We start from the raw sequence: 19495 nt of genomic DNA, 5'->3' as shown, positions 1-19495 counted from the left end.
ATCCGTGTCGGGGCGCCACTTCGTCGGCGCCCTGCCCTATGGTCGTCGCATGATCACCGCCACGGACTCGGCAGAGCCCGCCCGCGCTGGGACGCCGGAGGCGGCAGGCACCGTCCGCCGGCCCGCCCTGTCCCCGTCCCGGGCAGGCGACTTCAAGCAGTGCCCGCTGCTGTACCGGTTCCGGGTGGTGGACAAGCTGCCGGAACGGCCGACCCCGGCGCAGGTCCGCGGCACCCTGGTGCACACGGTGCTGGAGCGGCTGTTCTCGCTGCCCGCCGCCGAGCGGGTGCCCGAGCGCGCCAAGGCGCTGCTGGTGCCCGCATGGGAAAAGCTCGCCGCCGAGCAGCCCGAACTGGCACGGGTGTTCCACGAGGACGAGGTCACTCCGGAGACCGCGTGGCTGGAGTCGGCCGGCAAGCTGATCGACACCTATTTCCGGCTGGAGGATCCGCGGCGGCTGGAGCCGGAGGCGTGTGAGCTGCGGGTCGAGGTGGAGATCGGCGACGGCCTGCTGCTCCGCGGGTTCGTCGACCGGCTGGACGTGGCACCGACCGGCGACCTGCGGGTGGTGGACTACAAGACCGGTGCCGCGCCGCGGGCGGTCGGCGAGATGCGGGCGCTGTTCCAGATGAAGTTCTACGCCGTGGCGCTGTGGCGGCTGCGCGGTGTGGTGCCCCGCCAGCTGAAGCTGATCTACCTGAAGGACGGCGAAGCGCTCGCCTACTCCCCCGACGAGGCGGAGCTGGTGCGGTTCGAGCGCACCCTGGGCGCGATCTGGCGCGCGATCCTGCGCGCGGGCGAGACCGGCGACTTCCGCCCGTCGAAGAGCAAGCTGTGCGACTGGTGCGACCACAAGGCGCACTGCCCGGCCTTCGGCGGAACCCCGCCTGCCTACCCGGGCTGGCCCGCGCTCGACCTCGGCACCGAGACGGCGCTCGATCGCGCCGACTGACCGGCCTGGCTGGATCACCCACGCGCGCACGTGATCAACTAGCGTCGTTAACCTCAGCTGTGAGCGGGTCAGCACGTGCTGTCACCGTGAGGGAGAGCGGACGAACGTGACGATGCAAGTCACCTCGGTGGTCAACCAGAAGGGCGGGGTCGGCAAGACGGCACTGTCGGTGGGCGTCGCCGCCGCGCTGGCCGAGCAGGGCCGCCGAGTGCTGTTGATCGATCTGGATCCCCAGGGACACGCCACCACCGAGTTCCTCGGCCTGCCTGAGGTCCCGCCAGGACGGCCGTGCCTGCCGATGGCGCTGACCAAGATGTGGAAGGGGCCGATCTCCGAGCTCGCCGTCCCCCACCAGCGCAGCAACATCGGCCCCGGCGGGTGCTTCCACGTGGTGCCCACCGCGCGGGCGATGTTCGACCTCATCCGGCGGCAGCACCGGCTGCGGGTCGCCCCGTGGGAGCTGGCCAGGGTCCTGCAGTTCGCCGACTACCAGCACGTGATCATCGACTGCCCGCCCGCGCTGGACCTGCTCACCAACAACGCGCTGGCGGCGACCGACGGCGTCCTGGTGCCGGTGCAGCCGGACCGCACCAGCATCCGGGCGGTGCGGCTGCTCACCGAGCAGGTGCGGCACCTGGAGCAGCGCATCGACCGCCCGCCGATCGAGTACTTCGGGCTGGTGCCCGGGCTGTACCGCAGGCCGCTGAGCGCCTACTCGGAAGCCGTGCTGCGGGCCTTCCAGGGCGTCGGCATGCCGATCCTGGCGCACGTTCCGATGGGCGTGGTGGTGAACGAGGCGGCCGAGCGGGGCATGCCCGTGACCACCTACGCGCCGCAGAGCCCGCAGGCGGTCGCCATGCGGCAGATCGCTCGCGTGGTCGATTCGCACCTGGCCAGGCGGGTGCACCGGCGGCAGGTCCCCAGCCGTGAGTTCGACTTCGAGGACTTCATCACCGAAGTCGCCGGTCAGCGGCGCCGTCAGGACGCCGAGCAACGGAACAACCTCTACGACATGATGCCCAAGCGCACTCGGCGCTGACCCACCGAGCCCTGGCGCGCGACGTCGTCATCGTGCACCGCAGCCCGCCGGAGGCGCACTTCATCCGGAAGGACCACCGCTGGACGGCCGCATCCGGCAGTAGGGTCCAAGCATGGCGCCGCGACCCACGCTGAACATCACGCCGCAGCTGCACGACTACGTCCTCGCACACAGCAATCAGCCGGACGACGTGCAGCGGTCGCTCATCGAGGAAACGGCACGCGCGACCGGCAATGCGGCCACCATGCAGGTCTCGGTCGATCAGGGCGTGTTCCTCACCTTGCTGGCGCGCGTGATGTCCGCGCGCTACGCGGTCGAAGTCGGGACGTTCACCGGGTATTCGTCGCTGGCGATCGCCCGCGGGCTCGTCGACGGCGGGCGGATGCTGTGCTGCGACGTCAGCGAGGAGTGGACGGCCATCGCCCGCAAGCACTGGGAGCTGGCCGGGGTGTCCGACCGCATCGAGCTGCGGATCGCCCCGGCCAGGCAGACGCTCGCGTCGCTGCCCAGGGCCCCGATCATCGACCTGGCCTTCATCGACGCGGACAAGGAGTCCTACATCGACTACTGGGAGGAGCTGGTCCCGCGTATGCGCCGCGGCGGCGTGGTGCTGGCGGACAACACGCTGTGGAGCGGGCGGGTCGTGCCGGGAGCGGACCCGGACGGCAACCCGATGACCGAGCACATCGCCGCGTTCAACGCCCATGTCGCGGCCGATACGCGGGTGGACGTGGTGCTGCTGACCGTGGCCGACGGGCTCACCATGGCGGTGAAGAAGTAGCCGGCGACGCCGCCCGCAGGCACGGCCCGCTCGCCGGCCTTCGATGCGCTGCAGGACCAGGCCGAACGCGGCCCCGGTGGCCAGCGCGGACGCGACCGGCCGCCCCAGCAGGGCGCCTCACAACCGGCAGGAGCGGATGTCCGACGCCAGGATCGCCTTGGCGCCGACCTCGGCGAGCGCGTCCATGATCTGGTTGACCTCGCGGCGGGCGACCATGGCGCGCACCGCCACCCAGTTCTCGTCGGCCAGCGGGGACATCGTGGGCGACTCCAGCCCCGGCGTGATGGCCGTGGCGGCGTCGAGCTTGTCGCGCGGGCAGTTGTAGTCGAGCATCAGGTACTGCTGCGCGAACACCACGCCCTGCACCCGCGCGGTGAGCTGGTCCTTCGCTTTGTCGTATTCCGGCCGCCTGCCGTTGGCCCGCTCGATCAGCACCGCCTCCGACACGCAGATCGGCTCGCCGAACGGGGCCAGGTTGTGCTGGCGCAGGGTACGGCCGCTGCCCACCACGTCGGCGATGGCGTCGGCGACGCCGAGCTGGATGGAGATCTCCACCGCCCCGTCCAGCCGGATGATGTCCGCCTCGATGCCGCGCTTGGCCAGATCGCCCGCCACCAGCCGCGGGTAGGACGTGGCGATGCGCTTGCCGTGCAGGTCGGAGACCTCCCAGTCGCGGCCCGCGGTGGTGGCGTAGCGGAACGTCGAGCCGCCGAAGCCCAGCGCCAGCCGCTCCACCACCGGCGCACCCGAGTCCAGCGCCAGGTCCCGGCCGGTGATGCCCAGGTCGAGCTCGCCGGATCCGACGTAGATCGGGATGTCCTTGGGCCGCAGGAAGAAGAACTCCACGTCGTTGGCCTGGTCGAGCACCGTCAGGTCGCGCGGCTCATGGCGTTGCCGGTACCCCGCCTCGGCAAGCATCTCGGATGCGGCGCCGGCCAGCGCGCCCTTGTTGGGCACGGCGACTCTCAGCATGGTTCTCCCCTACAGGTACCGGTAGACGTCGTCGAGGGTCAGGCCGCGGGAGAGCATGAGCACCTGCACGCGGTACAGCAGCTGCGAGATCTCCTCGGCCAGCGCCTCGTCGGATTCGTGCTCGGCGGCCAGCCAGACCTCGCCCGCTTCTTCGAGGACCTTCTTGCCCTGCTCGTGCACGCCGGCGTCCAGTGCCCGCACCGTCCCGGAATCCGGCGGCCGGGTACGGGCCTTTTCGGTCAGCTCGGCGAACAGTTCGTCGAAGGTCTTCACGGACGCCAATCCTCGCACTCCGCCCGGTCGCCCGCGTGCGCGGGCCACGCCGCGGCGTCGGGCGTCACACTCACGCGGCGGTGCCGTCACGCGGTTCGGCAAGCCCGGTCGCCGTCGCCCTCCCGCGTACGGCGGACCAGGGCGAAGGCGTCGCCGAGATGCCGCGGCCGCAGCCCGACGAGGGTCTCCAGCATCAGCATCGACGGCCCCGGCTCCACCGGAACGTCGTTCGGCACCACGATCACCCCGCAGCCTGCCGCCTGCGCGGCGGCGCTGCCCACCGGGGAATCCTCGATCGCCACGCAGCGGCTCGGCGCCACGCCCAGCAGCTCGGCCGCGCGCAGATACGGACGCGGATGCGGTTTGTTGAGCCCGTCGACCTCGTCCCCGGCCACGGTGGTGTCGAACCAGTGCCTGCCGATGTGGTCCAGCGCGCGCTCGGCCAGCGGCCGCACCGTGGAGGTGACCAGCGCCGTGGGCAGCCCGGTCTCGCGCACCATGCGCAGCGCCTCCTCGGCGCCAGGGCGCCACGGGACGTCGCCGGCGAACAGCTCGTGCATCCGGGCCTCGAGCCAGGCATTCGCCTCGGCGTAGGCGTCGTCGGTCAGCTCGAGGCCGAGGTCGTCGAACAGCAGGCGCATGGTCCGTCTGCTGTTGGAACCCACGATCGCCGCCCGGGTCTCCGCCGACAGCGTGCCGCCGAGCCGTCCGGCCAGCTCGGCGAGAGCGATCTCCCACAATTTCTCCGTGTCGACGAGGGTGCCGTCCATGTCCCACAACACCGCGTCGGGCAGCTCGAAGTCCATCACGCTCCTTTCGCTGGCAGACTAGCCGCGTGAGCGACGAGGCCTTTTACCAGCAGCTGGACGATGAGACCTACGCCTCCACCGAGCACACCAACGGCCCGTGGGGCCCGGGCATGCAGCACCTCGGGCCGCCGTCGGCCCTGCTGACCAGGGCGCTGGAGGGCGTGCCGGGCGGCGACGACCGCTCGATCGCCCGCGTGACGGTGGAGATCCTGGGCCCGGTTCCCGTCGCCGAGCTGCACGTCACGGCACGGCTGGTGCGGCCGGGACGGTCGGTGGAGATGCTGGAGGCGGACATGACCGCGGCCGGTCGCACCGTCGCCCAGGCCAGGGCGTGGCGGATCATCCACAGCGACACCACCTCGGTGCTCAGCACGCACGCCGACCGGCTGCCCGGGCCGGAGAACGCGCACGAGTTCGGGCGCCCGGAGGGCTGGCACCCCGGCTACATCGACGCGATGGAGTGGCACTCGATCAAGGGTGGCCTGGGTGAGCCCGGCCCGGCCACGGTGTGGGTTCGGCAGCGCATCCCGCTGGTGCGCGGGGAGGAGCCCACGCCGTTGCAGCGGCTGATGACCGTGGCCGACTCCGGCAACGGCGTCTCCGGCCGACTGGACCCGAATCGCTGGTGGTTCATCAACACCGAGCTCACCGTGCACGTCGTCCGGCCACCGCAGGGCGAGTGGATCGGGCTGGACGCCGCCACCACGATCGGCCCGCACGGGGTCGGGTGCGCCAACTCCGTGCTGCACGACCTGGAGGGACCGGTCGGCACCGGTGCCCAGGCACTGATGGTGCGCGAGCGCTCCTGACCCGCCCGCCGGGCGCACCGGCCGGCCGCCGTGCGCCCGCGTCACGTGTTGAAGTACTTCGCCTCCGGGTGGTGGCAGACGATCGCGTCGGTGGACTGCTCCGGGTGCAGCTGGAACTCCTCGGAGAGCTTGACGCCGATCCGTTCCGGCTCCAGCAGCCGGACGATCTTGGCCCGGTCCTCCAGGTTGGGGCAGGCGCCGTAGCCGAGGGAGAAGCGCGCACCGCGGTAGCCGAGCCGGAAGAACTCCTCGACGTCCTCCGGGTCTTCGTCGGCCACCGTCGCCCCGGAGGAGAACCGCAGCTCCTGCCGGACCCGGCAGTGCCAGTACTCCGCCAGCGCCTCGGTCAGCTGCACGCCGAGGCCGTGCACCTCCAGGTAGTCGCGGTAGGCGTTGGCGGAGAACAGCTCGGCGGCGTAGTCGGCGATCGGCTGGCCCATGGTGACCAGGGTCAGCGGCAGCACGTCCACCTCGCCGGGCGCGGCCAGCTCTCGTGGCCGGTAGAAGTCGGCAAGGCACAGCCGCCGGTCGCGCGCCTGCCGCGGGAACGTGAAGCGCAGCAGCTCGTCGGCGTCCTGCCGCGGCTCGCTGAGCACCACTACGTCGTCACCTTCGGCCAGGCACGGGAAGTACCCGTAGACGACCGCGGCGTGCGCCAGGACGCCGTCCGCGGTGAGCCGGTCCAGCCAGTAGCGCAGCCGGGGACGCCCCTCGGTCTCCACCAGCTCCTCGTAAGTAGGACCGTTGCCGCCGCGGGCCCCGCGCAGGCCCCATTGGCCCATGAACGTGGCCCGTTCGTCGATCATCGACGCGTACTCGTTGAGCGGGATGCCCTTGACCACGCGGGTGCCCCAGAACGGCGGAGTGGGCAGCGGCACGTCGGTCGCCACGTCCGAACGGGCCGGTAGCTCCTCCGGCGGCTGCTGCGCGGTCTGGGCCTTGCGCTTGGCAGCGATCCGCAACGACCGCTCGCGGCGTGCCTTGCGCTCGGCGCGCTTGGCCTGTTCCGCCTCGTCGATCAGCGGGCTCTCGCCGCGCTTGGCGGCCATGATGGCGTCCATCAGCCGCAGGCCCTCGAACGCGTCGCGGGCGTAGCGGACCTCGCCCAGGTACAACTCGTCGAGGTCGTTCTCCACGTACGAGCGGGTCAGCGCCGCACCGCCGAGCAGCACCGGCCAGCGGGCGCTCACCCCGCGCCGGTTCATCTCCTCCAGGTTCTCCTTCATCACCACGGTGGACTTCACCAGCAGCCCGGACATCCCGATCACGTCGGCGTCGGTCTGCTCGGCGGCCTCCAGGATGGCCGAGATCGGCTGCTTGATGCCCAGGTTGACGACCTCGTAGCCGTTGTTGGACAGGATGATGTCCACCAGGTTCTTGCCGATGTCGTGCACGTCGCCCTTGACCGTGGCCAGCACGATCTTGCCCTTGCCCGCCGCGTCGGACTTCTCCATGTGCGGCTCCAGGTAGGCCACCGCCGCCTTCATCACCTCGGCCGACTGCAGCACGAACGGCAGCTGCATCTGGCCGGAGCCGAACAGCTCGCCCACCGTCTTCATGCCGGCCAGCAGCGTCTCGTTGATGATGGCCAGCGCGGGCTTCTCGCGCAGCGCGGCGTCCAGGTCCTCCTCCAGGCCGTTGCGCTCGCCGTCCACGATGCGCCGTTCCAGCCGCTCGAACAGCGGCAGCCGGGCCAGCTCCGCCGCCCGGGACTCCCGTCCCGCCGCCGCGGACACGCCCTCGAACAGCTGCATCAGCTTCTGCAGCGGGTCGTAGCCCTCCCGGCGCCGGTCGTAGATCAGGTCGAGCGCGACCTCGCGCTGCTCGTCCGGGATCTTGTTCATCGGCAGGATCTTGGAGGCGTGCACGATCGCCGTGTCCAGGCCCGCCTGCACGCACTCGTGCAGGAACACCGAGTTGAGCACCTGCCGCGCCGCCGGGTTCAACCCGAACGAGACGTTCGAGATGCCCAGCGTGGTCTGCACGTCGGGATGGCGGCGCTTGATCTCCCTGATCGCCTCGATGGTCTCCAGCGCGTCACGCCGGGACTCCTCCTGCCCGGTGGCAATGGTGAACGTCAGGGTGTCGACGATGATGTCCGACTTGGCCAGCCCCCACTTGCCGGTGATGTCGGCGATCAGCCGTTCGGCCACCTCGACCTTGCGCTGCGCGGTGCGGGCCTGGCCCTCCTCGTCGATGGTCAGCGCCACGACCGCCGCGCCGTGCTCGGCTGCCAGGTCCATCACCTTGGCGAAGCGGGAGTCCGGGCCGTCTCCGTCCTCGTAGTTGACCGAGTTGATCGCGCACCGGCCGCCCAGCCGCTCCAGCCCGGTGCGCAGCACGTCCACCTCGGTGGAGTCGAGCATGATCGGCAGCGTGGACGCGGTGGCGAACCGGCCGGCCAGTTCGGCCATGTCGGCGCAGCCGTCCCTGCCCACGTAGTCCACGCACAGGTCGAGGACGTGAGCGCCGTCGCGGGTCTGCTCGCGGGCGATCTCCACGCAGTCGCCGTACCGGCCGTCCAGCATGGCCTCGCGGAACTTCTTCGAGCCGTTGGCGTTGGTCCGCTCGCCGATCATCAGCACGCTGGCGTCCTGCGCGAACGGCACCGCCTGGTACAGCGACGACAGCCCCGGCTCCGGCCGCGGCCTGCGCGGGGCCGGGGTGAGGTCCTTGGCCGCTTCCACCAGCAGCCGGATGTGCTCGGCCGTGGTGCCGCAACAGCCGCCGATCAGCTGCACGCCGTAGTCGGTGACGAACGTGCTCAGCGCCTCGGCCAGCTCGTCCGGAGTGAGCGGATACACCGCGCCGTCCGGCCCCAGCTCCGGCAGCCCGGCGTTGGGCATCACCGACAGCGGGATGCGCGCCTGCTGCGACAGCTGCCGCAGATGCTCGCTCATCTCGGCGGGCCCGGTGGCGCAGTTGAGCCCGATGACGTCGATGCCCATCGGCTCCAGTGCGGCCAGCGCCGCGCCGACCTCGGTGCCGAGCAGCATGGTGCCGGTCGTCTCCACGGTGATCGACGCCAGCAGCGGCACGGTCCTGCCGGTGGCCTTCATCGCTCTGCGGGCGCCGATCAGCGCCGCCTTGGCCTGCAGGATGTCCTGGCAGGTCTCCACCAGCACGGCGTCCACGCCGCCGTCGAGCAATCCGCGGACCTGGTCGTAGTAGGCGTCCCGGAGCGTGGCGAACGGGGCGTGCCCCAGCGTGGGCAGCTTGGTGCCGGGACCGACCGACCCGAGCACGAACCGCGGGCGGCCGGGGGCGCTGTACTCGTCGGCGACTTCCCTGGCCAGCGCCGCCCCGCGCTCGGCGAGCTGGTAGATCCGGTCCGTGACGCCGTACTCGGCGAGGTTGGCGTAGTTCGCCCCGAACGTGTTGGTCTCGATCGCGTCCGCGCCCGCTTCGAGGTAGCCGCGGTGGATGCCACGCACCACGTCCGGGCGGGTGACGTTCAGGATCTCGTTGCAGCCTTCCAGTCCGGCGAAGTCGTCCAGCGACAGATCGTGCGCCTGCAGCGCCGTCCCCATGGCACCGTCGGCGACGACGACCCGGGTGGCGAGCGTTTCCAGCAACGAGGAAGACATACGCTCAGCGTACGGTCTCGCGGCTGGCGTTGGAGTCGTACGCTAGGCAGGTGACTGATGCCGATCCACGACCCGAGCAACCCGCAGCCGACCCCGCGCTGACCGGCCCGGTGCTGATCGCGGCGTTCGAGGGCTGGAACGACGCTGGTGAAGCGGCCAGTGCCGGTATCGAGCACCTGCATCGGTGCTGGCAGGCCACCAAGGTCGCGGAGCTCGACCCGGACGACTACTACGACTTCCAGGTCACCCGGCCCACTGTCCACATGGTGGACGGGGTGACCCGCCGGGTGGAATGGCCGACCACCACGCTGTCGATCTGCCGCCCACCGGGCAGCGCCGACGACGTCGTGCTGGTGTGCGGCCCGGAACCCAACATGCGCTGGCGGAAGTTCTGCGACGAGCTGCTCGAGCACGCCGACCGCCTGGGGGTGGAGTCCGTGGTCACGCTGGGCGCGCTGCTGGCGGACACCGCCCACACCCGTCCGGTCCCGGTGACCGGCACGGCGTACGACCTGGACGCGGCCAAGCGATTCGGCATCGCGCACAGCAAGTACGAAGGACCGACCGGCATCACCGGGGTGTTCCAGGACGCCTGCGTGCAGGCGGGCATCCCGGCGATCTCGGTGTGGGCCGCGGTACCGCACTACGTCTCGCACGCCCCCTCGCCCAAGGCGACGCTGGCGCTGCTGCGCAAGCTCGAGGACATCCTCGACCGGGAGATCCCGCTGGGCGACCTGCCCGAGCAGGCGGACGAGTGGCAGCGCACGGTGACCGAGCTGGCCGAGGACGACGAGGAAGTCATCGAGTACGTCCGCACGCTGGAGGAGCGGGACGACGCGGAGCTGGACCTGTCGCAGATGACCGGGGAACAGATCGCGGCCGACATCGAGCGGTACTTGCGCCGCCGCCGGCCGGGCTCCCGGTGAGCGGTGCGGCGCGCGAGCCGGCTGCTCGCCGTCGTCGCCGGCGTGCTCGTCCTGGCATCGTCGGCGGCTCCCGCGCCACCGGTGGAATCGGCTGACGACGCCGCTCACCCACCGCTGGGCGCCGGGGACCAGCGGCACTGGGTGGGTGCATGGGCGACGGCGCCGGTCCGCGAGCTGCAGCTCGCGCATCTGCTCGTCCGCGACCAGTCGTACCGGATGATCGCCCGGTTGACGCTGGGCGGATCCCGCCTCCGAGTGCGGCTGTCCAACCTGTACGGATCCGGCCCGGTCACCTTCGGCCACGTGCGTGTCGCGCGGCGCATGACCGGGGCGGCGGTCGCCCCCGCCACCGACCGCGTCGTGCGTTTCGCGGGACGGGCGCAGATCACCGTCCCAGCAGGGCGAGGGGTGGTCAGTGACCCGGTCGATCTGCCGGTGCGGGCGGGAACCGAAGTGGCCGTGTCGTTGCACGTGGTCTCGGGCGTGGCGACCAGGCATCCGCTGGCATTCGTGACCAACTACCTCAGCCCACCCGGTTCCGGCGACGTCACCACGGACGCCCGGGGCGCGCAGTTCACCCGCCAGGTGTCGAGCACCTACTTCCTGACCGGCATCGACGTGTGGGCGCCGCACTCCCGTGGGGCGGTCGTCGCGCTCGGTGACTCCATCACCGACGGGTCGTCGTCGACACCCGGCACTCACGGGCGCTGGCCGGACGTTCTCGCCCGCCGGCTGGCAAGTCACGACGTCGGTGTGCTCAACGCCGGAATCTCGGCCAATGCCGTGACGGCGATCGGCAGCAGGCCGGGTGGTGGCGATCCGGCGACGATGCGGTTCGAGCGTGACGTGCTCGGCCAGCCGGGCGTGCGTGCGCTCGTCTTGCTGGAGGGGACCAACGACTTGGCGGCCGGCGCGTCGGCGGAGGACGTCATCGACGGACTTCGGCTCATCGCCCGACGCGCTCGACGCGCCGGATTGACCGTCGTCGGTGCGACCATCTTGCCGCGCGCATGCGGCGGCTTGTGGTCTCCGGCCGCGGAGAAGCACCGGCGGGCGGTCGACGACTGGCTGCGAGTGGCACCGGACTTCGACGCGGTCGCGGATCTGGACGCGGTGATGCGTGACCCGTCACGACCGGCATGCCTGGATCCCCGGTACGACTCCGGCGACGGGCTTCACCCCAATCAAGCGGGCATGTGGCGCATCGCGAGGGCCATGCCGGCCGACGTGCTCATCGGGAGCTGACGGCGATCACAGCTGCACGCCGAGCAGCGCGTCGACCGCGTCGCGCACCAGGCGCGGCGCCTCGGTGTCGGTGCCCGAGCGGTTCAGCGCCGCCGACGCCCAGGCGTCGATCACGTCCAGGGCACGCGGCGTGTCGAGGTCGTCGGCCAGCCGGTCCCGCAGGCGCGCCACGGTCTCCTCGGCGGGCGGTCCGGCAGGCAGCGACACCGCCTCCCGCCAGCGAGCCAGCCGCGCCTCCGCCTGTTCCAGCAGCTGCTGGGTCCACGAGCGGTCGCTGCGGTAGTGCCCGGCGAACAGGGCCAGCCGCAGCGCGGCCGGGTCCACCCCTTGCGACCGCAGCTTGGACACGAACACCAGGTTGCCCTTGGACTTGGACATCTTCTCGCCGTCCAGGCCGATCATGCCGGTGTGGACGTAGAACCTGGCGAACGGGTAGTCCCCGGACAGGGCTTCGGCGTGTGCGGCACTGAACTCGTGGTGCGGGAAGATCAGGTCCGACCCGCCCCCCTGCACGTCGAACCCGCTGCCCAGGCGTTCCAGCGCGATGACACTGCACTCGACGTGCCAGCCGGGCCTGCCCTCCCCCAGCGGTGACGGCCAGGAGGGCTCACCGTCCCGCGCCATCCGCCACAGCAGCGCGTCCAGCGGGTGCCGCTTGCCGGGACGGTCGGGGTCACCACCGCGCTCGGCCGCCAGCCGGAGCATCGTGGCTTCGTCGTAGTTGGACTCGTACCCGAACCGGCCGGTCGCGGTGTGATCGAAGTACACGTCCGGGTACTCGGGGTCGTCGATGCGATAGGCGGCGCCACTGGCGAGCAGCTTCTCCACCGCCTCGGCGATCGTCGGGATGGACTCGACCGCGCCGACGTAGTGCTGTGGCGGCAGGACCCGCAGCGCCTCCATGTCCTCCCGGAACAGCGCCGTTTCGCACATGGCCAGCACGGTCCAGTCCTGCTGATCCCGCGCGGCGCGTTCCAGCAGCGGGTCGTCGACGTCGGTGACGTTCTGCACGTACTCGACCTCGTGGCCGGCGTCCAGCCAGAGCCGGTGGACGAGGTCGAAGGCCAGGTAGGTGGCCGCGTGACCAAGATGGGTCGCGTCATACGGCGTGATGCCGCAGACGTACATCCGCGCGACACGACCCGGCGCCGTGGGGCGCACCGAGCCGCTCGCCGTGTCGTACAGCCGCAGCGGGCGTGGCTGTCCAGGAACTCGCGGCACCGCGGTCGAAGCCCATGTCTGCATGACCCCGAGCGTATCCGTCCGCCGGGTTCGTCCGCCGCAATCACCGACGGACGGTTCTGTGACCCTCACTATTCGAGGCCGCTCCCCCAGCAGGCCCGCGTGCCGCAGGCGTCATTCGTCGCGCGGATGCTTCCCGGCGGTCGAGCGGGCCCAGATCATGTCGAGGCCGGCCACCAGCTCGTCGCCGCTCGGTGTTCGCGACGGGTCGAGCAGCCACTGTACGGCCAGCCCGTCGCAGACCGCGATGACGAAGCTGGCCACCGCCTCGACCCTGGGATCGTCCGGCGGCACGTCACCACCCAGCTCCTCGGCCACCAGCCGGGCGACGTGCCTGCGTGTCCTGCGGTAGTGCCCGGCCAGCTGCTCACGCAGCTCAGGGGTGCGCTCGGCCTGGGTGAACGCTTCCAGGAAGGACACCAGCAGTGCGCGCTTCTCGTCCAGCGTCTCCAGGAACGCGGACCAGGTCACATGCGCCCGCTCCACGGGATTGCGCACTTCGGCGTGCAGCGCGATCTCGGTCAGCTGCTCGGCCCACTCGCGGTAGATCTCCCCGATCGCCTCGTTGAGCAGGCCGGCCTTCGACCCGAAGTGGTACCCGATCGACGCCAGGTTGGTGTTGGAGGCGGCGACCAGGTCCCGCGCGGTGATGTGCGCGTAGCCCTTGTCCTCCAGCAGGCGCCGGGCGGCGGCGAGCAGCTGTTCACGATGTCCCACCTGCCCAGGGTAAACCTCGGCATGAGTGATTCAGCCGTGACCGACGATTACTCTCAGGTGCGGTAAAATCACTATTTGTAGTGATACAGGAACACCGGGAGGGGGCCCGTCAGACGGGTGATGCTGCGCGACCGGACCAGCGGCAGGCGGGTGGTGATCGACTCATCAGGTCCCTGACGGCGCACTGCCGGTGACGCCTGACGACGGGGGTGGCTGGAAATGACGGCAACGGGGCCGGCAATCGGTTCGGCGAGCGAGCCCGGGCGTTACCTGGTGCTCTTCGCCGACGACGCAGTGGAAGACGGCGCACGGACCATGACGTCCGTCGCGGGAATCAGGACGATGCGCGGCGCGGAGTTCACCGCCCAGGCGCACGTGGAGACCGACACCGACGTCGACGGGGTGCTGTGGGAGGACCTCGGTGTCGCGGTGGTGAGCGCGGCCAGCGATCAGATCAGCGCCTTGGGCGAGGTCACCGGGTCGCTTGGCCCGATCACGATGGTGGAGCCGGAGCGAGCGGTCTATGCGCTGGCGCTGACGGCGCCGCATCCTCCCACCAGAACCGTCACGGAGGAGTCCTACACGTGGGGCCTGCGTGCGGTGCGCGCGGACGTCAGCACGGTGACCGGTGCAGGTGTGCGGGTGTGCGTGCTGGACACCGGGTTCGACATCGACCACCCGGACTTCGCCGATCGCATGATCGTCGCCAAGTCCTTCGTCGACGGAGAGGACACCACGGACGTCCACGGGCACGGCACGCATGTCACCGGCACGGTGTGCGGGCCGCGACAACCTGCCGACTATCCGGCTTACGGCGTGGCGCCCGGCGCCGAGATCTACGTCGGAAAAGTGCTGGACAACAGCGGTGCAGGCACCGACGGGAGCATCCTGGCCGGAATCGCGTGGGCGTTGCAGAACGGCTGCGCGGTGGTGTCGATGTCGCTCGGCGCCCCGGTGCGGCCCGGCCAGCCGTACTCGGTGACGTTCGAGCGAGCGGCACGGCGCGCGTTGGACAAAGGCACGCTGATCGTCGCCGCGGCGGGCAACGACAGCAAGCGCACCAGCGGGTTGATCGCGCCGGTCAGCCACCCGGCGAACTGCCCGTCGATCATGGCGGTCGGCGCGATCGACGCCGAGCTGGCGGTGGCGGACTTCTCCAGCGGCACCGTCGAGCGGACCGGCGCGGTGGACGTCGTCGCGCCCGGCGTCGACGTGTTGTCCGCCTGGCCGATGCCGCAACGGGTGAACACGATCAGCGGCACGAGCATGGCGACGCCGCACGTGACCGGCGTGGCCGCGCTGCTGGCCGAGAAGTACCACTGTGCCGGATGGGCGCTTTGGGCCCGATTGACCCAGTCCGCAATGCGATTACCATTGCCTTCGACCGATGTTGGGGCGGGCTTGGTCCAGGCGCCCGGCTAGCGCGCCGGATGCGGCACCCGGCCGCTGCCCGTCGTTCCAGCAGTCTGGAGGTGGTGGTGGCCGCGCAGCAGCAGGTCCTGATCTCGGTCGACACCGACGTTCCCGAACAGATCAGCGACATCGCCGCCCGCCTCGCCGCGGCAGGGCTCGACGTGTCCGCGGTCCACGACACGATCTCCGTCATCACCGGAACGGCGGACGAGGACGTCATCGGGGCGTTGGAGCAGATCCCGGGCGTCGTGGAGATCGAGCGGCAGCGCTCGGTCGGCATCGCGCCCCCCGAGTCCGACGTGCAGTGACCGCCCCGCCACCACACGCCCGGCACCGCCGACGGGCCACCGGCCCGCATCGGTAACGTGGTCAAGCGTGTGCGTAGCGAGTGCGACCCTGGTGGTGTGGTCCTCTGCGTGGCTGGCCGGGCGTGCCGCGTCGGACGACGTCCTGGACGCCATGCAGGTCTGGGCGGCTCGGCACGAGCTGGAGGTCGCCGATCACCAGGCGGCCGACATCACCGGCCTGCCCGCCACACGGACATCCTCACCCGCCGGCCTCCTTCCGGTGCTGCGCACGTTCGGCAGCCCGCCGGCGCTGGTGCTGCCTGCCCCGGGTGATCCGCGTGGGCTCGATGCCGGCGGCCCGTTCACCAAGGAGGCGTTGCGCGCAGGCGAAGCGGTCGTGCTCGCCGACGCGGGCATCGGCCTGGTTCCGCAGGCGACAGCCGAGGACGTCATGCGCTGGCGCGTCCATCGGCTGCTGGCCACCCCGGTCTTCGACCACGTCACGCTGGCGCAGGCCGAGGAAGAGCTGACTGTGGCCGTCCGGGACAGTGCGGCCGAGCTGGCCGCGCTGCAAGTCGCCAACGAGCGGCCCGACGCGCACGAGGCGCTGCGCGCGCATCTGCGTGCTCGCCCTCCGCTGAGCTGGCCCGATGCCATGCCCGGCCGGAGCTTGCGGGTGTTGCAGCAGGCGGACGAAGTCGCGGCGATCCTGGCGCTGGCGGACGCGGACAACCCTGGCGGCGCGCTGTCGGCGAGCGCTGCTGCCATGCGAGCGGCGGCGCTTCGCCGGCCTGCCGCCGCGGTGCGAATGGCCCGTACGGCAGCTATTGCGGAAGCCGTCCGCATCCTGTCCGAGCAGCCGAATCGCCGTTGATCTCCGCGGCCGCTGCGCCAGTGGGGCCGGATGCAGCACGGCCAGGCGTCCGCGCGCCCAGGGGATGCGGATATTCGCGTAGTGCCGGATCCGGCCCTGGCCACAGGCGTCCACGCGCCCAGGGGATGCGGGGGCCCGCTGGCCCGCCCGGCTCGCCCGCGACGCAGGCGTCCGCGCACAGGGGATGCGGTCGGCCTTTACTCGATCGCGCCTGGTTGCGCCGTGCCTGCCAGGTGCCCTCAGGCGTGCGCCTTCGGCCGGGCAGGCGCGCAGCACCCCACCGCGCACGGCTCGCCGTTGACCGTGCATCCCAGCCCGCGGGCGGTGTCCCTGCCCTCCAGGTGCTCCCGGATCAGGTCCACGACCAGTTCGGCGAAGCGCGGATGCTGCCCGGGGGTCGCCGCCCTGGCGAAGCCCATGCCGAGCTCCTTGGCCCGGTCGGCCGCCTCGTTGTCCAGGTCCCAGATCACCTCGAGGTGGTCCGACATGAAGCCGACGGGGCACACCACGACCGCCCGCACACCGGCGGCGTGCAGCGCGTCGATGTGATCGACGATGTCCGGCTCCAGCCACGGCACCGACGGCGGCCCGGAACGGGACTGCCACACCACGTCGTACTCGGACACCCCGACGGCCTCGGCGACCCGCGCTGCCGCTTCGGAGATCTGCCGCGAGTACAGCTCGCCGCCGAGTTCCGGCGGGCCCGCCGCACGGTCCGCCGCGATCGGGACGGAGTGCGCGGTGAACACCAGCCGCGCGCCGTCCGGCACGGTGGCCAGGGCGCTGCGGGTGGCTTCGGCGAACAGTTCGACGAACAACGGGTGGTCGTAGAACTGGCGCAGCTTCACCAGCTCGGGGGCGTCTTCCCCGACCGACGCCCGAGCTCGCACGATGTCCTCGTCGTACTGACGGCACGACGAGTAGCCGCCGTACGCACTGGTGGCGAACACCAGGGCCCGGCGCACCCCGTCGCGGTGCATCGCCGCCACGGCTTCCTCGGCGTACGGGGTCCAGTTCCGGTTGCCGAAGTAGACCGGCAGGTCGATGCCCTGCTTGGCCAGCTCGGCCTCGACGTTGGCGATCGCCGCCCGGTTCAGCTCGTTGATCGGTGAGACACCGCCGAAGTGGTGGTAGTGCTCGGCCACCTCGAGCAACCGCTCCCGCGGCACACCGCGCCCTCGGGTGACGTTCTCCAGGAAGGGCATCACGTCGTCGGGGCCCTCCGGGCCGCCGAAGGACAGCCACAGCAGCGCGTCGAAGTCCATGCCCCGACGGTACTCGACCGGACACGTCCCGCTGCCGGGCACCGACCCCGACGTGACGTGCGCCTACCCGAGCGGTTCCGGGCGCCAGGCGGACTCCCGCCGTCCGCGCCCGGCGCGGCTCACTGCCCGAGCGCGTGCACCCCGCCGTCGACCATGATCATCGAGCCGGTCGTGGCGGGCAGCCAGTCGGACAGCAGCGCCACGATCGTCTTGGCCACCGGCGTCGGGTCGGAGCTGTCCCAGCCCAGCGGAGCGCGGTCGCCCCAGCCGGACTCCAGCTCGGAGAAGCCGGGGATCGACTTGGCCGCCATCGTCTTCACCGGCCCGGCGGCGATCAGGTTCGCGCGCACCCCGCGCGGTCCCAGCTCCCTGGCCAGGTAGCGGTTCACCGACTCCAGCGCCGCCTTGGCCACGCCCATCCAGTTGTAGGCGGGCCAGGCCACCCGCGCGTCGAAGTCCATGCCCAGCACCGAGGCACCGGGAGCCAGCAGCGGCGCGACCGCCTTGACCAGCGAGGCGTACGAGTACGCGGAGATCTGCAGCGCCGGGCCGACGTCCTCCCACGGGGCGTCCAGGAACGGCGCGCCCAGGCAGGTCTCCGGGTTGGCGTACCCGATCGAGTGCAGCAGGCCGTCCAGCCCGTCGACGTGCTCGCTGACTCGTTCGGCGAGGGTGTCCAGGTGTTCCTGGTTGGTCACGTCCAGCTCGATCACCGGGGCCGCCTGCGGCAACCGCTGGGCGATCCGCTCCACCAGGCGCAGCCGCCCGTACCCGGTGAGCACCACCTTCGCGCCCTGCTCCTGCGCGACCTTGGCCGCATGGAACGCGATGGACGCGTCGGTGATCACCCCGGTGATCAACAGCCGTTTACCCTCGAGAAGTCCTGCCACGTCTCCTGCTCCGTTCTCGCCGCTTCAGTGCCCCATGCCGAGCCCGCCGTCGACCGGCAGCACGGCACCGTTGATGTAGCCCGCTTCCTCCGACGCCAGGAAGGCGACGGCGGCCGCCACCTCCGCGGGTTCGGCGTACCGGCCCGCGGGGATCTGCGCCAGCACGGACTGCTTCTGCTCGTCGGTCAGCACGTCGGTCATGTCCGTCTTGACGAAGCCCGGCGCCACCACGTTCGCGGTGATGTTGCGCGAGCCCAGCTCCCGTGCCAGCGACCGCGCGATCCCCACCAGGCCCGCCTTGCTCGCCGCGTAGTTGACCTGGCCGGCCGAACCGGAGAGCCCGACCACCGACGAGATGAAGATGAACCGCCCCCACTTGGCCCGCAGCATGCCCCGGCTGGCGCGCTTGGCCACCCGGTACGCCCCGGTCAGGTTGGTGTCCACGACCCGGGTGAACTGCTCCTCGGACATGCGCATCAGCAGGGTGTCGTCGGTGATCCCGGCGTTGGCCACCAGGATCTCCACCGGCCCCTGGTGCTCCTCCACCTGCTTGAACGCGGCATCGATCTGCTCAGTGTCGGTCACGTCGGCCTGCACGCCGAACAGCCCCTCCGGGGCACCGGACCCCCGGTGTGTCACCGCCACCCGGTGGCCGGCTTCCGCCAGGCTGCGTGCGATCGCCAAGCCGATCCCCCGGTTGCCTCCGGTGACCAGTACCGAACGTGCCACGTGTGTCTCCTTAAGCCACAGTCTCCTGCCGTGCCGTTACCAGGCAGAGGCTAGCGAGTTACCGATCAGTCGGGATCAGCGAGTGGCACGCAGCACCCGCCCGGCCGGGTCGCGATGATGTCCGCCATGACCGCCATGTTCCGCATTCTTTTCTTCCAGCCGGAGATTCCGCCCAACACCGGCAACGCCATCCGGCTGGCCGCCAACACCGGTTGCGAACTGCACCTGGTCGAACCGCTCGGCTTCTCGCTGGACATCAAACCGGTGCGCCGCGCCGGGCTGGACTACGCGGAGCTGGCGTCGACCCATGTCCACCCGGACCTGGACACCGCCTTGCGGGCGTGCGGCGACGCCGCGGTCTACGCCTTCACCACCGACGCCGACCTGACCTACACCTCGGTCGCGTACCAGCCGGGCGACGTGCTGATGTTCGGGCCGGAGTCCACCGGCCTCCCCGAACAGGTGCAGCGGCATCCCCGGGTCACCGCCCGGGTCCGGGTGCCGATGGTGCCCGGGTCCCGCTCGCTCAACCTGTCCAACGTGGCCGCGGTGGCGGTGTACGAGGCGTGGCGGCAGCACGGATTCGCCGGCGCCGCATCGGGCCGGTGACCGTCACTGAACGGAACGGTGAACATCGCAAATAACCCACAAAGCCGCAAATCGTTGCAACGCACGGTAACCAGTG

Annotated in this window: 19 protein-coding genes; 10 read left to right on the top strand and 9 right to left on the bottom strand. The window is 71.1% G+C overall.

The features are described 5' to 3' along the window. Positions 1-49 precede the first annotated feature (49 nt). The 3 genes from CXP56_RS15590 to CXP56_RS15580 all read left to right on the top strand — a co-directional run bounded on the left by CXP56_RS15590 (position 50) and on the right by CXP56_RS15580 (position 2772). Entirely contained in the window at positions 50-952 is a 903-nt protein-coding gene (locus CXP56_RS15590) for a RecB family exonuclease (RefSeq protein WP_038044213.1), read from the top strand. A 112-nt stretch (positions 953-1064) separates the two neighbouring features. After that, positions 1065-1991, top strand: coding sequence for a ParA family protein (locus CXP56_RS15585; protein ID WP_028846066.1), 927 nt, complete (start codon positions 1065-1067; stop codon positions 1989-1991). A 112-nt stretch (positions 1992-2103) separates the two neighbouring features. Next, complete coding sequence (locus tag CXP56_RS15580) at positions 2104-2772, top strand: O-methyltransferase (protein ID WP_028846067.1); 669 nt, start codon at positions 2104-2106, stop codon at positions 2770-2772. A gap of 117 nt (positions 2773-2889) precedes the next feature. Here the strand turns inward: CXP56_RS15580 and hisG are convergent, their stop codons facing one another. The 3 genes from hisG to CXP56_RS15565 form a co-directional block, all read right to left on the bottom strand. Continuing rightward, positions 2890-3744 carry an ATP phosphoribosyltransferase gene (gene hisG, locus CXP56_RS15575; protein ID WP_028846068.1) on the bottom strand — a complete coding sequence of 285 codons (855 nt, stop codon included), beginning with the start codon at positions 3742-3744 and terminating at the stop codon, positions 2890-2892. A 9-nt stretch (positions 3745-3753) separates the two neighbouring features. Continuing rightward, positions 3754-4017 carry a phosphoribosyl-ATP diphosphatase gene (locus CXP56_RS15570; RefSeq protein WP_028846069.1) on the bottom strand — a complete coding sequence of 88 codons (264 nt, stop codon included), beginning with the start codon at positions 4015-4017 and terminating at the stop codon, positions 3754-3756. Positions 4018-4103: 86 nt separating this feature from the next. Then, positions 4104-4823, bottom strand: coding sequence for an HAD family hydrolase (locus CXP56_RS15565; protein WP_051309519.1), 720 nt, complete (start codon positions 4821-4823; stop codon positions 4104-4106). Positions 4824-4852: 29 nt separating this feature from the next. On the opposite strand from CXP56_RS15565, the gene CXP56_RS15560 reads away from it, so the two are divergent. Further along, complete coding sequence (locus CXP56_RS15560) at positions 4853-5635, top strand: thioesterase family protein (RefSeq protein WP_286901685.1); 783 nt, start codon at positions 4853-4855, stop codon at positions 5633-5635. A gap of 41 nt (positions 5636-5676) precedes the next feature. Here CXP56_RS15560 and metH read toward each other — a convergent pair whose 3' ends face one another. Next, on the bottom strand, positions 5677-9222 hold the full coding sequence (gene metH, locus CXP56_RS15555) for a methionine synthase (protein WP_286901682.1): 3546 nt from the start codon (positions 9220-9222) through the stop codon (positions 5677-5679). A gap of 50 nt (positions 9223-9272) precedes the next feature. On the opposite strand from metH, the gene CXP56_RS15550 reads away from it, so the two are divergent. Then, positions 9273-10148 (top strand): PAC2 family protein, encoded by an 876-nt coding sequence (locus CXP56_RS15550; protein WP_028846072.1) that lies wholly within the window; start codon positions 9273-9275, stop codon positions 10146-10148. Between the two features lie 3 nt (positions 10149-10151). Then, positions 10152-11393 carry a GDSL-type esterase/lipase family protein gene (locus tag CXP56_RS15545; RefSeq protein ID WP_038044215.1) on the top strand — a complete coding sequence of 414 codons (1242 nt, stop codon included), beginning with the start codon at positions 10152-10154 and terminating at the stop codon, positions 11391-11393. A 6-nt stretch (positions 11394-11399) separates the two neighbouring features. Here CXP56_RS15545 and mshC read toward each other — a convergent pair whose 3' ends face one another. After that, positions 11400-12638 carry a cysteine--1-D-myo-inosityl 2-amino-2-deoxy-alpha-D-glucopyranoside ligase gene (gene mshC / locus CXP56_RS15540; protein ID WP_028846074.1) on the bottom strand — a complete coding sequence of 413 codons (1239 nt, stop codon included), beginning with the start codon at positions 12636-12638 and terminating at the stop codon, positions 11400-11402. Between the two features lie 111 nt (positions 12639-12749). Further along, positions 12750-13352 (bottom strand): TetR/AcrR family transcriptional regulator, encoded by a 603-nt coding sequence (locus CXP56_RS15535; protein ID WP_028846075.1) that lies wholly within the window; start codon positions 13350-13352, stop codon positions 12750-12752. A 219-nt stretch (positions 13353-13571) separates the two neighbouring features. On the opposite strand from CXP56_RS15535, the gene CXP56_RS15530 reads away from it, so the two are divergent. The 3 genes from CXP56_RS15530 to CXP56_RS15520 all read left to right on the top strand — a co-directional run bounded on the left by CXP56_RS15530 (position 13572) and on the right by CXP56_RS15520 (position 15926). Beyond that, positions 13572-14774, top strand: a complete 1203-nt coding sequence (locus CXP56_RS15530) for a S8 family serine peptidase (RefSeq protein WP_286901677.1) — start codon at positions 13572-13574, stop codon at positions 14772-14774. A 56-nt stretch (positions 14775-14830) separates the two neighbouring features. After that, positions 14831-15073, top strand: coding sequence for a hypothetical protein (locus CXP56_RS15525; protein WP_286901676.1), 243 nt, complete (start codon positions 14831-14833; stop codon positions 15071-15073). A 67-nt stretch (positions 15074-15140) separates the two neighbouring features. Continuing rightward, on the top strand, positions 15141-15926 hold the full coding sequence (locus CXP56_RS15520; RefSeq protein ID WP_028846078.1) for an Rv1486c family protein: 786 nt from the start codon (positions 15141-15143) through the stop codon (positions 15924-15926). 239 nt (positions 15927-16165) lie between these two features. Here CXP56_RS15520 and CXP56_RS15515 read toward each other — a convergent pair whose 3' ends face one another. From CXP56_RS15515 to fabG, 3 genes are all read right to left on the bottom strand, one after another. Beyond that, positions 16166-17191, bottom strand: coding sequence for a ferrochelatase (locus CXP56_RS15515; RefSeq protein ID WP_286901674.1), 1026 nt, complete (start codon positions 17189-17191; stop codon positions 16166-16168). A gap of 119 nt (positions 17192-17310) precedes the next feature. Beyond that, a complete protein-coding gene (fabI, locus tag CXP56_RS15510) occupies positions 17311-18081 on the bottom strand; it encodes an enoyl-ACP reductase FabI (RefSeq protein WP_028846080.1) in 771 nt (256 codons plus the stop codon). Between the two features lie 24 nt (positions 18082-18105). Beyond that, positions 18106-18810, bottom strand: coding sequence for a 3-oxoacyl-ACP reductase FabG (fabG, locus tag CXP56_RS15505; protein WP_028846081.1), 705 nt, complete (start codon positions 18808-18810; stop codon positions 18106-18108). Positions 18811-18945: 135 nt separating this feature from the next. On the opposite strand from fabG, the gene CXP56_RS15500 reads away from it, so the two are divergent. After that, positions 18946-19419 (top strand): tRNA (cytidine(34)-2'-O)-methyltransferase, encoded by a 474-nt coding sequence (locus tag CXP56_RS15500; protein WP_028846082.1) that lies wholly within the window; start codon positions 18946-18948, stop codon positions 19417-19419. Positions 19420-19495 lie beyond the last annotated feature (76 nt).

Origin of the sequence: Thermocrispum sp. (assembly GCF_002919275.1) — a bacterium.
GTDB classification, from domain to species: Bacteria; Actinomycetota; Actinomycetes; order Mycobacteriales; family Pseudonocardiaceae; genus Thermocrispum; species Thermocrispum agreste.
The sequence above is the reverse complement of the archived record's forward strand: the minus strand, read 5'-3'. Positions and strand labels throughout refer to the sequence as shown.